This is a genomic window from Acinetobacter ursingii DSM 16037 = CIP 107286 (genome assembly GCF_000368825.1).
GTDB classification, from domain to species: Bacteria; Pseudomonadota; Gammaproteobacteria; order Pseudomonadales; family Moraxellaceae; genus Acinetobacter; species Acinetobacter ursingii.
In genome coordinates, this window is sequence record NZ_KB849719.1 from 74,805 (window position 1) to 88,791 (window position 13,987).

At 39.6% G+C, this 13,987-nt stretch carries 15 protein-coding genes; 8 read left to right on the top strand and 7 right to left on the bottom strand.

The features are described 5' to 3' along the window. The first annotated feature begins 225 nt into the window (after positions 1-225). The gene (gene sbmA, locus F944_RS15375; RefSeq protein WP_004992524.1) at positions 226-1,422 is read left to right on the top strand and encodes a peptide antibiotic transporter SbmA; all 1,197 of its coding nucleotides are present in this window, start codon (positions 226-228) and stop codon (positions 1,420-1,422) included. 43 nt (positions 1,423-1,465) lie between these two features. On the opposite strand, the gene F944_RS15380 is transcribed toward sbmA, so the two are convergent. Together F944_RS15380 and F944_RS15385 are read right to left on the bottom strand one after the other, a co-directional pair. Next, complete coding sequence (locus F944_RS15380; protein WP_026039863.1) at positions 1,466-1,981, bottom strand: chromate transporter; 516 nt, start codon at positions 1,979-1,981, stop codon at positions 1,466-1,468. 2 nt (positions 1,982-1,983) lie between these two features. Continuing rightward, positions 1,984-2,553 carry a chromate transporter gene (locus tag F944_RS15385; protein WP_026039864.1) on the bottom strand — a complete coding sequence of 190 codons (570 nt, stop codon included), beginning with the start codon at positions 2,551-2,553 and terminating at the stop codon, positions 1,984-1,986. Positions 2,554-2,656: 103 nt separating this feature from the next. Between F944_RS15385 and F944_RS15390 the strand changes: the two genes are divergently transcribed. Together F944_RS15390 and F944_RS15395 are read left to right on the top strand one after the other, a co-directional pair. Continuing rightward, positions 2,657-3,556, top strand: coding sequence for a LysR family transcriptional regulator (locus F944_RS15390; protein ID WP_004992531.1), 900 nt, complete (start codon positions 2,657-2,659; stop codon positions 3,554-3,556). A gap of 351 nt (positions 3,557-3,907) precedes the next feature. Then, positions 3,908-4,912, top strand: a complete 1,005-nt coding sequence (locus F944_RS15395; protein ID WP_004992532.1) for a hypothetical protein — start codon at positions 3,908-3,910, stop codon at positions 4,910-4,912. A gap of 95 nt (positions 4,913-5,007) precedes the next feature. Here the strand turns inward: F944_RS15395 and F944_RS15400 are convergent, their stop codons facing one another. Further along, complete coding sequence (locus tag F944_RS15400; protein ID WP_004992534.1) at positions 5,008-5,586, bottom strand: DJ-1/PfpI family protein; 579 nt, start codon at positions 5,584-5,586, stop codon at positions 5,008-5,010. A gap of 293 nt (positions 5,587-5,879) precedes the next feature. On the opposite strand from F944_RS15400, the gene F944_RS15405 reads away from it, so the two are divergent. The 4 genes from F944_RS15405 (at position 5,880) to F944_RS15420 (ending at position 8,765) form a co-directional block, all read left to right on the top strand. Beyond that, positions 5,880-6,599, top strand: coding sequence for a hypothetical protein (locus F944_RS15405; RefSeq protein ID WP_010588609.1), 720 nt, complete (start codon positions 5,880-5,882; stop codon positions 6,597-6,599). A gap of 80 nt (positions 6,600-6,679) precedes the next feature. Next, positions 6,680-7,198, top strand: a complete 519-nt coding sequence (locus F944_RS15410; protein ID WP_004992540.1) for a hypothetical protein — start codon at positions 6,680-6,682, stop codon at positions 7,196-7,198. Between the two features lie 405 nt (positions 7,199-7,603). Next, positions 7,604-8,599 (top strand): SDH family Clp fold serine proteinase, encoded by a 996-nt coding sequence (locus F944_RS15415; protein WP_004992542.1) that lies wholly within the window; start codon positions 7,604-7,606, stop codon positions 8,597-8,599. After that, entirely contained in the window at positions 8,586-8,765 is a 180-nt protein-coding gene (locus tag F944_RS15420) for a cyclin family protein (protein ID WP_004992544.1), read from the top strand. The genes F944_RS15415 and F944_RS15420 overlap by 14 nt, the downstream gene beginning before the upstream one ends. Positions 8,766-8,869: 104 nt before the next feature. Here the strand turns inward: F944_RS15420 and F944_RS15425 are convergent, their stop codons facing one another. From F944_RS15425 to gatC, 4 genes are all read right to left on the bottom strand, one after another. Further along, entirely contained in the window at positions 8,870-9,349 is a 480-nt protein-coding gene (locus F944_RS15425; RefSeq protein WP_004992546.1) for a hypothetical protein, read from the bottom strand. Between the two features lie 96 nt (positions 9,350-9,445). Further along, the gene (gatB, locus tag F944_RS15430) at positions 9,446-10,936 is read right to left on the bottom strand and encodes an Asp-tRNA(Asn)/Glu-tRNA(Gln) amidotransferase subunit GatB (protein ID WP_004992573.1); all 1,491 of its coding nucleotides are present in this window, start codon (positions 10,934-10,936) and stop codon (positions 9,446-9,448) included. Then, positions 10,936-12,414 carry an Asp-tRNA(Asn)/Glu-tRNA(Gln) amidotransferase subunit GatA gene (gene gatA, locus F944_RS15435; RefSeq protein ID WP_004992577.1) on the bottom strand — a complete coding sequence of 493 codons (1,479 nt, stop codon included), beginning with the start codon at positions 12,412-12,414 and terminating at the stop codon, positions 10,936-10,938. Before gatA ends, gatB begins: the two co-directional genes overlap by 1 nt. Before the next feature lie 71 nt (positions 12,415-12,485). Next, entirely contained in the window at positions 12,486-12,797 is a 312-nt protein-coding gene (gene gatC / locus F944_RS15440) for an Asp-tRNA(Asn)/Glu-tRNA(Gln) amidotransferase subunit GatC (protein ID WP_004992579.1), read from the bottom strand. Between the two features lie 131 nt (positions 12,798-12,928). On the opposite strand from gatC, the gene F944_RS15445 reads away from it, so the two are divergent. Then, positions 12,929-13,969: a rod shape-determining protein gene (locus F944_RS15445; RefSeq protein ID WP_004992581.1), complete on the top strand. Its 1,041-nt coding sequence runs from the start codon at positions 12,929-12,931 to the stop codon at positions 13,967-13,969. Positions 13,970-13,987: the final 18 nt, after the last annotated feature.

Here is a 13,987-nt window from a genome sequence, read left to right on the forward strand (position 1 = left end):
AAAAAACAAAAACGGATATCGGCATTTAAGAAAGCTGAGCTTGGCTGAAGTATAAAAAATGAAAGCAACTATCAATGTATGGGACTTGTATCGTCCATACAAAAAGCGCTATATAGAGCTGTACATAAATAACAAAGAACAGACAGTTATTTAGGCGGAATTTAAGATTTACATCTTAATTTCTATCCCAACGATAGTGCGCAGAAAAAGGAATATCGCAACTTCATGTTCAAGTCATTTTTTCCAAAACCCAAGTGGTTTTTTTTATCACTCATCTTCTGGTTTATTATTAATATTGTGCTTTGGTATTCAGGCGGCAAAGAGTGGGGCGAATTTTTGGGTTTTCCAAAAGGATATGCCGATGCTGAACTTCCTGTCGGTGTAAGCCGTTTTTGGTCGCCTGCTTTTTTATGGTTTTATCTTTGGTTTTTTGTGGCGACAGCCATATTTGCTTTGTTTTGGAAGAAAGTTTCAGATAATCCGTGGCAACGATGGTCAGTTTGGGGTTCCGCTTTTATTTTATTCAATATCTGGTTTGGGGTACAGGTCAGTGTTGCGGTAAATGCTTGGTATGTGCCTTTTTGGGATTTGATTCAAAGCATGCTGACCAATGGCGGTGGAAACATAATGGATTTATATAAAGAAACGATGGTTTTTCTTTATATTGCCATGGTTGGAGTAACGCTTGCGGTGATTAATGCCTTTTTTACCAGCCATTATGTTTTTCGCTGGCGGACGGCAATGAATGATTATTATACGGCAAATTGGGACAAATTAAGGCATGTGGAAGGGGCATCACAGCGTGTGCAGGAAGATACCATGCGTTTTGCTACTATCATGGAAGATTTGGGGGTAGAGCTGATCAAAGCGATGATGACTTTAATCGCGTTTCTTCCACTACTTTTTCAACTTTCAAAATATGTTCCGGTTGTTCCGATCGTGGGTGAGCTCAATCATTCATTGGTTTGGGCTGCGATTGTATGGTCATTATTTGGAACTATCTTATTGATGGTGGTGGGGATTAAATTACCTGGCTTACAATTTAATAATCAAAAAGTTGAAGCAGCATATCGTAAAGAATTGGTCTATGGGGAAGATCATGCGGATCGTGCACAACCTGCGACTTTAAAAGAATTATTTAGTCGGGTACGCAAAAACTATTTTCGACTTTATTTTCATTATGCTTATTTTAATTTAACTGCTACATGGTATGGACAACTGGATATTCTTTACAATCTGGTGGTTTTATTTCCGTCGATTGCCGCAGGAAAACTGACTTTAGGTCTGATTAATCAAATAGGCGGAGTATTCGGTAAAGTCCGTGACTCATTTCAATATTTGATTAATTCTTGGAAAACGATTATTGAATTACTCTCCATTCATAAGCGTTTAAAAGCCTTTGAATCAATCTTAGATAAATAAGTTTAAACCCGCAAGCAGCGGGTTTTTTTATGTCTGTTCCGATTTAGAGCAGCACAATACCCAAACCTGCACCAAGCAACATGACCCAAAGCGGATGAATTTTTTTAAATAAACCTAAAAGTGTAGTTAAGATAATAATCATAACTAGTATGTTATTTTGGGCAGATGCATGGGCAATCATCCATGCGCTGACAAGCACCAAGCCTACGGTAATGGGTTTAAGTGCTTGCTCAAAGCGGCTTCTAAACGGATGATTCTTAAAACGTTGCCAAAATTTGAGTGCGTAGACGGTAATCATCGATGACGGGCCAAATTTAGCGATAGAAGTTACCAACAATCCAGCAGGCCCTGCGACATGCCAGCCAATCAGAGGAACAATCATCATATTTGGCCCTGGTGCAGCCTGTGCCATTGCAAACAATGAGCTAAACTGTTCAGCGCTCATCCAGTGATGAATATTTACCACCTGATGCTGCATTTCGGGAAGAATGGCGTTGCCACCTCCAAAGGCCAAAACAGACAGTTGAGTAAATACTAAGGCTAGAGTTATGAGTACCAAGATCATGATTTTTTTACTCTCAGAATCAAAAAGTTAATGGTGAGTAAAATAACTAGGGTCAACGCCAGTGGTAGCTTAAATAACAGCATAAAGATAAATGTCAGCGTGATCGTCAGAAGGGTGAGCTTGCTTTTTAATATAGGACGAAGCATTTTGAAGCCTGTGGCGAACAAAAGTCCTGCTGCCGCAGCGGCTAATCCTTGAATAAGATGTCTTACTACCGTTAAGTATTGAAAATGTTCATATACCTGATAGATCATTAAGACGATTACAGTTGGAGCAAAAATCAGTCCTAATACCGAACTGATGGCACCTTTAATGCCTTGAAACTGCATGCCAATTGCCACTGACATATTAATGATATTGCCACCGGGTAATAACTGGCAAATGCCCAGTAAGTTGGTAAATTGGCTTTCATCTAGCCATTTTTGTTGCTCTACAATCATACGATGTGCCAGCGGTAACACGCCGCCAAAACCCATCAAACCCAACTTCATAAATCCGCTAAATAAAGCCTTGCAATCAGGAGTTATCGATTGTTCACTCGCTATTGGCATGGCTTGAATCTTCACTGCGTCACCTTTTATCGTCTAAGCTGATAGGCATAGCATGAGCCGATTATGATATATTTACCAATGCTATTTTTGGCATAAAACATACTCAAAAAGTATCGCTATGATTGATATACATAAACTGAATGCTTTTGTTGCTGTGGTTGAAGAAAGTAATATATCTAAAGCTGCGGTTAGGCTGCATATGCAGCAGCCTCCTTTGACCAGATTGATACAAAGTTTGGAACAGGAACTCGATACCCAGCTCTTAAAAAGATTGCCACGTGGGGTGGAGGCAACAGAAGCAGGTAAAGTGCTTTATCAAGAGGCGATTACCATTTTGGCTCATGCACAGTCGATCCCCAGACGCGTTCAAAATATTGCTCAGGGCAAAGAGGGACAATTGAATGTGGGCTTCACTCATTCTGTTGGATTGCATCCCTTTTTGCCTACGGTGTTAAGAGCATTTCGTGATCAATTTCCTCAAGTCTCTATTTATCTGGAAGAAGAAAGTAGCAGTGCCTTAATTGATGCGGTCATTAATGAAAAACTGGATATCGTATTTTTACGTAAACCTGCGCCAAGGCAGCGAAAATTGCGTAGTCAACATGTGTTGAACGAGCCCTTAATGGTGGCTTTACCCAATAATCATTGTTTAGCTCAAACTGATGGCGTGATTCAGTTATCTGACTTGGAACCTTACGAGTTTGTTCTTTATCGGCGTTTAGGCGGGCAGGATTTATTTGATAATATTATGGCAAGTTGTTATCAAGCTGGATTTAGTCCTCACGTGGTACAGGAAGCGCCTCGTTTGACTTCCAGTTTAAACTTGATTGCGGCAGGGATTGGTTTATCAATTGTGCCTGCATCGATTCAAGATTTCTGGAATAAGCAGATTATTTATAAATTACTTGAAGCCAAAAAACCATGTATTGCGCCGATCTATGCTATCTACCGTGCAGACCAGATGAATATTCGGGTTCAGCATATTTTATCCTTACTTCAAGCTTCGTATGGTAAGTAATAATAAGGTTTAAGTTAAAGGATGAAATTAGCCAGTAATTTGATAGAGCTTATGACAGGGCTTAAGTAACTCATCTGTTATGTAGGATTCAAACGATCGAGCATTACAAGTCGCATTAAAGCGAAAAACTTACGCGATCAAACATTTCTATAAAAACCTCATAGATATGAGTGATACATATTTCATTGTTTACGAGATGAAGAGAAAAAAAGTTGGCATTTTAGTCCTATTTTTGAATACGTCATCAAGTTTGGTTTCACTTATATTTTAATAAAAATCAAATCATTAGATTTATTTGATTATATTTTTTGCTATATTTTAGCGATAAAAAAAGGACTGAGAAAAAGTAACGTGAAATCTAAATTATGGCTATGGATTGGGTTGAATGTATTGTTGTTGCACGGATGTGCATCTACACCTAAAAATCATGCTGATTCAATGCAGCTTTTTGCATCTCCTCAGGATTTGATCGACCAAAAACAATTGAATGGTGCAACAGGCATTTCACGTGAATATATCTATGACTGGGGACAACAACAACCCAATATTGAACCAGAATCACTTTATCCACGGAAATATTTAAGTCAATATTGTCATGCCAATGGTGGGAAATTTTCTGTGCTGCGTCATAGCAATCTGAGTTTAATTAAAGATCATTCAACTAAAAAAATATTGGCATCTCATCCAAATGTGAAGCAGGGAATAGGAGCCTATCAATGTGATTATGGGGCTGAAAAAAGCTGGATTGTTTCGATTGAACCGACTGCACAACGTAAAAATCTAGATCAAAATGCAACCAGTGTCGTGAGTTTACAAACTCGAATAATGACGCTTGAAGAAACTAAAACTTTTTATAGTAAAGCCAATCCTGTTTCTGCTATCTCACCTAAAAAAGGAGTAAGTAATCCGTCTTCGACCAAAAATATGAAGCATCAGTCTGACAAAGAGATTGAAACAAAAAAAGAAGCTGATCTTAAAAAAGAATCAGATGCAAAAAAAGAGACGAAGCCTGTACCCATCGCTCCGATCAAGATGCCAGAAAAAGTGACTGAAACACCTCAATCACAACAATTAAAATACTATGTCACTGCACGTAAAGATTTGAGTAAGGGACACAACGAGATTGTTGCCTGCAATAATGCTGAAAAAGCCTATAGTTATGGCAAGTTGTATAATACCAATGGAAGTAATGTATATGCTGAATCTGGCGTATTGGTTGCAAAATGCCTAACCCATGTATCTGCTTATAAGAGCCGCTTTAGCAATCCTAAAGCTCGGGCAGTGGGGATTTTACAAAATCTAGCGACTCATCAAAATCATGCAGGTGCCCAAAATATGTTGAAACAGATTCAATAGTTTTTAAAGAATTAAGATATTTCGTTTGAGCTTGTTGTATTGCCATATGTCAAACTCAAACGAAAAAGCGATATTAAATAATACTCATCGCCGTTCTACAGCGTAATTTGAGCTCCAAGTACTTTGACAAACTGAGAAAGCCATGCAGGATGTGCAGGCCAAGCAGGGGCGGTGACGAAATGTCCATCGGTGACGGCTTCTGTGACCGCAATATCTGCATATTGACCACCCGCCAATTTTACTTCGGCTGCACATGCAGGATAAGCCGAACATAAACGACCACGAATTACATCTGCTGCGGCCAATAACTGAGCACCATGACAAACAGCGGCGATTGGTTTTTGTGCGTTGTCAAATTCACGGACAATGGCGACCACACGTTCATTCATGCGTAAATATTCTGGCGCGCGCCCACCGGGGATCACAAGCCCAACATAATCTTGTGTATTAACGGCATTAAAATCATAATTAATGGCAAAATTATGCCCACGTTTTTCACTATAGGTTTGATCGCCCTCAAAATCATGAATAGCGGTTGCAATCTGATCACCCGCTTTCTTTTCAGGACAAACCGCATGTACGGTATATCCTAAGCCGGTCAGAAATTGAAAAGGAACCATTGTTTCATAATCTTCAGCATAATCGCCGACCAACATTAAAATTTGTTTGGACATGCGTTAATCCTCTTTTGTTGTGTTTATTGCCAAGAAAAAAAGCATAAAAATTGATCTCAAGCATGTATCAACCATAGCATAACCGCCTTGATGCTTTAAGTTATTCCTCTTGTCTCTTTAGTCGAATGCTATTAAGTTATTTTGCATTGCTAAAGTTGCTAAAAAAAGTCATGAACATAAGATGATCGAACTTTACTTAAATTATGAGTCAAGAAAATGTGAACCAAAAGAGTGTATAAAATATGAATCATAATAATAAAACTTCCAGACAATGTATTTGGGCAATATTGCTAATGGCTATCACGATTACAGCCTCAGCAGCTCCATTCAATATTCTTGAGTTTAAGAAAAATCAGTTAAATACAATTGAACAAACGCAAATTTGTACACAACTAAAACTACTTTGTGATCAGACTGAACAATTACGGAGTCTTAAAGCACCCGATCACAAGTTGTGGTTGCTTAAAAATGATCGCATTGCCGTCTTTCAAACATCTCCATCAGGTTTGAAGCTTGATGGTCAATGGCAGCTTCCGCTTGCTGTAGAACATACAAATGATGATGACTCATCCTTTATATTTCCTAAGTTATTTCCAATGACACCAACGCGTTATGCCGTTGCGGTGATTGCACCCTTTTCAGAGATGTATTCAGGTGGAGGTGCGAGCATTGAGCGCGCTAGTTTTTATGAATTGCTTGAGCAGGGAAAAACACAACGCTTTATAACAGATTATCCCTTTAGTTTTACTCGAATGATTCGTGCTTGTTTCTCAGAACAGGATTATGAACAGGCTAAAGATCGATGTCATGATGAGGATGGTCTAAGTCTGGATATTCGCCCGATTAAACCGATGTTGTGGCAATTTCGCTATCACTACCATTTAGATATCTCGTCTGTATCAGATTCGGGTGAGAAGTCTTATAAAGGCAGTCGTAATCTAAATATTGATTTAAATCAGGCTCCACAACAACCAAATATTCCAGATGATTGGAATTATACAGGGCAAGGATAAGCTCTTATTTACAGCCAAGTTACAGATGCAAGGAATCTAACTATGATAGAAATAGGAAATTGTTGATTGGAGTTAGATGAATGTCTCGCCTATATGATGTGATTCGCCGTAAATATTCTATTCTTGGAACTTCACTTGTTCTGTTAAGTAGTTTGGGTGGAACTCAAATCGCGAGTGCTGGCCCCGCTGTCGATCAATTGAGTGATTGTCTGGTCAAATCGACGACTGCTACAGATAAGACTACAGTATTGCAATGGACCTATGCAGCTTTATCGGTACATCCAGACTTAAAAGCGTTTAGTAATATTACGCCTACGCAAAAAGATCAGTTAGATCAAAAACTGGCGCAAGTTTTACAGCGAATTATCGTTGAACAATGTTCGGCGCAGACCAAAGCGGTGATTCAGACTGAAGGATTACACGCGGTTGGACAGAGTTTTCAGCAGTTAGGGCGTGATGCAGGGGAAAGCATTATTAAAGACCCTGCGGTGAATCAGCAGTTACAAGGAACGCTTCGTTATATTGATTTAAATAAGATTGCGATGACGTTTTTGACGCCTGATGTATTGGGTAAGTTGGGTGTGTTAAGAGGGCAGTGATAAGAGTCGAGTACCCTTTTAAGTAATCAGTATAATAAAAGAAGTTGTTACTTGGATGTATTGGTGATGGCTTCTAAATATTAATAACTGTTAAGAAAAATCTAGTTGTGAGATTTAACTATATTTGATATTAAATAAATTATTTTTATGAAATTACAGCTATTTGTTTGATAGTTAGTTTTTTTATTTGAAATATGTGGCTATTGCTCAAGGGTTTTTAAATTAAAATTCATTTTTTATTTTTATTTTTATTTAATTGTTTTTTTATTTGTTTTTAATAATTGTGATCGTTGGGACTTAAATGTTTTTCTGAAAAATCTCTTATTTTTTGATTTTAGTGTAATTATTATTTTTCTATTATGATATATACTTTAGTTGGGGTTAATTAAATTTAGAAAATGAAAGATGACATCTATAGCTATACAGAAAAAAATTGATAGGGTTAAAAAAGAGTTTATACAGGAGAATAGTTTTTCTGTAGAAGACATTGATTCAACTGATTCAACTGATTCAACTGATTCAACTGATTCAAATGATTCAAATGATTCAAATGATTTAGTTGATCAGATTATATATATGGGAGAAATCTCTTTTGATGGGTACAATGAAATTACAAAAATTTGTGATCAGTTAAAACTGCTAGGAAATAAAAAAGCAAAACTATACTTGTGTACATATGGTGGTAATCCTCACGCAGGATTTAGAATTGGTAGAGCTTTACAACACCATTATGAAAATGGATTTGAAGTCATTATTGTAAATGATTGTAAGTCAGCAGGTACTTTAATTTGTTTAGGAGCTTCAAGCATTGTGTTGGCGGATAAAGGAGAGCTTGGACCTCTAGATATTCAGCTTAGCAAATCAACAGAACTATTTGAACGTACATCTGGTCTTGATTTACCACAATCTGTTTCGGCATTAACTCAGAATGTAAAATCTATGCTAAAAGACTTATTGATCGAAATGAGAATGGGGGGGCAACTATCTACAAAAATCGCAAGTGAAATGGCCACAAATGTAACAACAGGTGTTTTTGCCCCTATTTTTGCTCAAATTGATCCTTTGAGGTTGGGAGAGCTACATAGGGCAACAATGATTGCGTTTGAATATGGTCGCCGGTTAGCTGAAAAATCACAAAATTTGAAAGAAGGGGCTTTAGTCAAATTGATAAGTGCATATCCTGCACATAGTTTTGTTATTGATCGTAAAGAAGCTAAACAATTATTTAAAAACGTATCCAAACCTACGGCAAATGAAGTAGAATTCATAAAGACGCTAGATAAAATGGCAACAGATCATCTATCAAGCAATAACCCTGTTATATGTTTTTCTTTAAATAAACCTATTGATGTATCTGATGATACTGATAAATTAGAGGCTGTGAGTAATGAAAACTGCTGATATCAAGGAATTCGAAAAGCGGATTCGTGATACATACTCCGCAATTCATAGAGAGCAAGAAGAGTCTAAACGTGTCGCTAATATGCTTAATAAAGAGTGGCATACGCAGCAAAATGCATATTTTAAGGCACAGCAAGTTGTTACACAACAGTTGAAATCTTATTAATTATTATAAGCTTAAAAACGAAACCCGCTCTAATGCGGGTTTTATTTTGAAATGAGATTAGTTAAAATAAATTGTCTTAACTTATTGATTTTATAATTTATTCGTTATAACTCACAAGCCTTGCCTTCATATTCATAGCGGTTAACTTTATAAGCTTGACCATCCCAACGATAGACTGCAAAGCAGAAACCAGGCCCTCCATTTTCAATATCTAGCCAGCCATCAGTTCCTTTCGTTTGAAGAAAATTGGGGATGCCTGAATTACTAAATAATTGCTTCCATTTCCCATTTTTTTGCTGGGCCACAATATAATACCCAACGCCTGTATTGCCATAACACATGGTGCCGTAATCTGAAACAATTGCATCTTTCAGCCCATCACCGTTTAAATCAGCATAAGTCGTAATTTCACCGACTGAACAATCACTTTTCCAGCCTTTTTTGCTTTTTGTAAAACCTGCCGCTTTAAAGATAGTATCAGTATAAGCTTTAGGGACTTGAGGTGTTTGTGCAAAATTAGAATTGCTGATTAAAAGTAAACAAGTACTCAGAAGTAATCTATTTTTCATAAGTTGAATGATCATGTCAGTTTTAGTTTAAAAAATTATTGTGCAGGTATTTTATCCTATAAAACCAAAAAACCCGTTCTAAAACGGGTTTTCTTTTGAGGTTAGCTCAATTTAACCAATCAATTTCTTCATCAATTCATTCACTTGAGCTGGGTTGGCTTTACCTTTTGCCGCTTTCATGACTTGACCAACCAGACCATTAAAAGCTTTTTCCTTACCAGATTTGTACTCTTCAACCATTTTTTCATTGGCTGCAAGTACGTCTTTGATAATCGCTTCAATCGCACCCGTATCGGTTTCTTGCTTTAAGCCTTTTTCGCTAATAATGTCATCGGCAGATTTACCTTCTGCTTCCCACATAAAGCCAAACACTTGCTTAGCAATCTTACCGTTAATGGTGTTATCCACAATACGCGCAATCATACCGCCAAGCTGTTCAGCAGAAACAGGAGAGTCTGCCAATTCCAGACCTGCTTTGTTTAAAGCGCCTGAGAATTCACCCATCACCCAGTTTGCAGAGACTTTACCTTGCTTTGCACCGCCAGAAGCCGCAACCACAGCTTCATAGAAATCTGCCATTTCGCGTGAAAGCGTGAGAACATGCGCATCATATTCAGTCACAGCAAAATCAGCGATAAAACGTTCACGACGGGCAGCAGGTAATTCTGGCATGGTCGCTTTAATGGCTTCAATTTGTTCATCGGCAATAATTACTGGGAGCAAGTCTGGATCAGGGAAGTAGCGGTAATCATTGGCTTCTTCTTTCGAGCGCATGGAACGGGTTTCCATCTTGTTCGGATCAAACAAACGGGTTTCCTGATCAATCGAACCGCCGTATTCCAAAATTTCCATTTGGCGTTCAATTTCAACATTAATCGCTTGTTCAATGAAACGGAATGAATTGAGGTTTTTTAACTCACAACGGGTACCAAATGCATCACCCGGACGACGCAACGACACATTACAGTCCGCACGGAATGAGCCTTCTGCCATGTTGCCATCCGAAATACCTAGCCAGCGAACCAAAGTATGAATCGATTTGATATAGGCAACGGCTTCTTCGACTGAACGCATATCGGGTTCAGATACGATTTCAAGTAAAGGTGTACCCGCACGGTTTAAGTCAATGCCTGACTGACCTTCAAACTGGTCATGTATTGACTTGCCTGCATCTTCTTCAAGATGCGCACGGGTCACGCCAATACGCTTAACTTCACCATCTTCAAGCTGAATGTCGATATGCCCCAAACCAACAATAGGGTTGTCCATCTGGCTAATCTGATAGCCTTTAGGAGAATCTGGGTAGAAATAATTTTTACGCGCAAACACCGATGCTTGATCGATATACGCATCAATGCCCAAACCAAAACGAATGGCCAAATTTACCACTTCTGCATTTAGCACTGGCAGCACGCCCGGCATAGCCAAATCGATAAGACTCGCTTGTGTATTTGGGTCTTGACCAAATTCAGTCGATGAACCTGAGAAAATTTTAGATTGGGTTGCCAACTGCGTGTGAATCTCAATCCCAATCACCACTTCCCAACCATCAATCAACTTTGATTTTGGCTTTTTCTGAGCTACGTTTGCAGTATTGTTCATTATGCAGTCTCCTCAGCAATTGCCGCACGTTGTGTGTGGAATTGAGTGTCTTGTTGGTATTGATGCACAATTGAAAGTAATTGTGATTCTGACCAGTAATTGCCAATCAATTGTAAGCCCACTGGCAAGTTGTTACTGTCCAAGCCCACAGGTGCATTAATTGCAGGTAAGCCCGCAAGGTTGACTGCAAGGGTATAAATATCGCCCAAGTACATTTCAACAGGGGTTAAATCAGCTCCAATCTTGTACGCAGTGGTTGGCGCCGAAGGTGCTGCAATCACATCAACAGTTTCAAATGCTTTTAAGAAATCTTGTTGGATCAAACGACGTACTTTTTGTGCCTTCACGTAATAGGCATCGTAATAACCCGCAGAGAGGGCATAAGTTCCAATCAGGATACGACGTTGTACTTCAGCACCAAAACCTTCAGAGCGTGAACGCTTGTATAAATCCATCAAGTCGACTGGATTTTCACAGCGATAACCATAACGCACGCCATCATAACGTGACAGGTTCGAAGATGCTTCAGCAGGGGCAATCAAGTAATAAGTTGGCACATAGCTTTCAGTCATGCTGAGATCAATCTCAACCAAGATCGCCCCCATGTCTTCAAGCTTTTTCAAAGATTCTTCAACACGTGCTTTAACGTCAGCATCTAAACCTGCCACATTGAAGTATTGTTTTGGAATCCCAATACGCAAGCCTTTCAACGAGGTTGCATTTAGATTCGCAACGTAATCATCGACTTCTTTATCGACCGATGTGGAATCTTTGGCATCATGTCCTGCAATCACATTCATCAAATAGGCACAATCTTCAGCCGAACGTGCCATTGGCCCGCCTTGATCCAGTGAAGATGCATAGGCGATCATACCGAAGCGAGAGACACGACCATAAGTCGGTTTTAAGCCTGTTAAGCCGCAGAATGAAGCAGGTTGACGAATCGACCCGCCTGTATCTGTCCCTGTAGCAAAAGGTGCAAGATCAGCCGCCACTGCTGCTGCTGAACCGCCAGACGAACCACCAGGAACTCGATCCACCGCCCACGGGTTTTTGGTCGCACCGAAATAGGAGCTTTCTGAGGTTGAGCCCATGGCAAACTCATCCATATTCACTTTACCCAAAGTGACCAGACCTGCTGCTTTGGCTTTGGCAACCACAGTAGCATCATAAGGAGAGATAAAGTTATCCAGCATTTTTGAACCCGCAGTGGTTTTAATGCCTTGGGTACAGAAAATATCTTTATGTGCTAACGGAATGCCTGTTAATACGGTGGCATGACCTGCTTTGAATGCGGCATCCGCGGCATCGGCTTCAGCCAGTGCTTGTTCAGGTGTAACAGTCACATAACTTTGAATCTTTGTGTCAAGCTTGGCAATACGATCCAGATAATGTTGAGTCAATTCGCGTGAGGAAAATTTCGTCTGGCTTAAGCCTTCGGAAAGTTCACGAATAGATAAGCGATGTAAATCTGTCATAAGTAAAAATTCTATATCGTCAAATTCTAAAATTTAGGGAGATAAATCACAAAGAATTTATCTGTTTTTAACTATTCAATGACGCGTGGAACCAGATAAAGTCCGTCCTGCGTTTCAGGTGCAACTGCTTGATATTCATCGCGATGATTGCTTTCAGTGACCACATCGGCACGCAAGGGCTGCGGGTTGTCAAACGGACTTTTCAGAGGTTCAACACCCTCAGTATCAATGCTTTTTAGGCTGTCCATCATGTCTAAAATTTTATTTAGACTTTGAGCATAGTCGCTAGATTGCGTATCATTAAGCGACAATCGAGCAAGATTGGCGATTTGAGATACGGTTTGTGCATTTAAATCTGAATGCTGAGCATCCGATGTAGACATAACATCACCTAAGTCAGTATTAAAAATTTGCAAATAATGTGGCTTATAATAAGCGATTGACTTGTTCAAAGCATCACATTTAGTTAAAGTTGCCAACTTGCGTCCATATAAAGTTTAACTGAGAACGACCCGTGATTCTAAAACGACTAATTGGCTTGTTTTCGCCAGATCTAGCCATTGATTTAGGTACAGCAAATACACTGATTTATGCACCAGGCCGAGGTATTATATTAAATGAGCCGACTGTTGTGGCGATTCGTCACAGTGGTTCGCAGAAAATTGTAGCTGCGGTAGGTCTCGATGCTAAACAAATGTTAGGTCGTACACCAGCCAATATTTCCGCGATTCGTCCAATGAAAGACGGTGTGATTGCTGATTTCGAAGTCACCGAAACCATGTTGAACCAATTTATTGGTAAAGTACATGAAAAACGCTTATTTCCACCCGCACCACGTGTGGTGGTGTGTGTGCCATGCAAATCAACTTTAGTTGAACGCCGTGCCATCCGTGAGGCTGTATTTAATGCAGGTGCGCGTGATGTGCGTTTAATTGAAGAGCCGATGGCCGCTGCGATTGGTGCAGGTATGCCAGTTGAACAAGCGTGTGGTTCGATGGTGGTTGATGTGGGTGGCGGTACCACCGAGATTGCGATTATCTCACTACAAGGCTGTGTATATGCCGATTCACTACGTATTGGTGGTGATGTGTTCGATGAACAGATTATTCATTATGTGCGTAAGGCGCATGGCTGTGTGATTGGTGAAACGACGGCTGAAATTATCAAAAAAGAAGTGGGCATGGCTGTTTCAGATGGTCAGACCTTGGAAATAGAAGTTCGTGGTCGTAATTTGGCAGAAGGTGTACCTCGCTCAATTACCGTGACTTCTGATGAAGTCATGCAAGCGATTTCTGATCCACTTCAAAGCATTGTCAGTGCGGTGAAATCAGCACTTGAACAAACGCCACCTGAACTCTCTTCTGATATCGCAGAGCGCGGAATTGTCTTAACAGGCGGCGGTGCTTTATTGCGTAATCTGGATAAGTTACTTGCTCAGGAAACAGGCTTACCTGTGGTCGTTGCAGAAGATCCTCTGACTTGTGTGACACGTGGTGGCGGTAAAGTACTGGAGTTCTTTGATAACCCAAATCATGACATGCTCTTTGTTGGTTAATACTTTTTAAGGACGAGG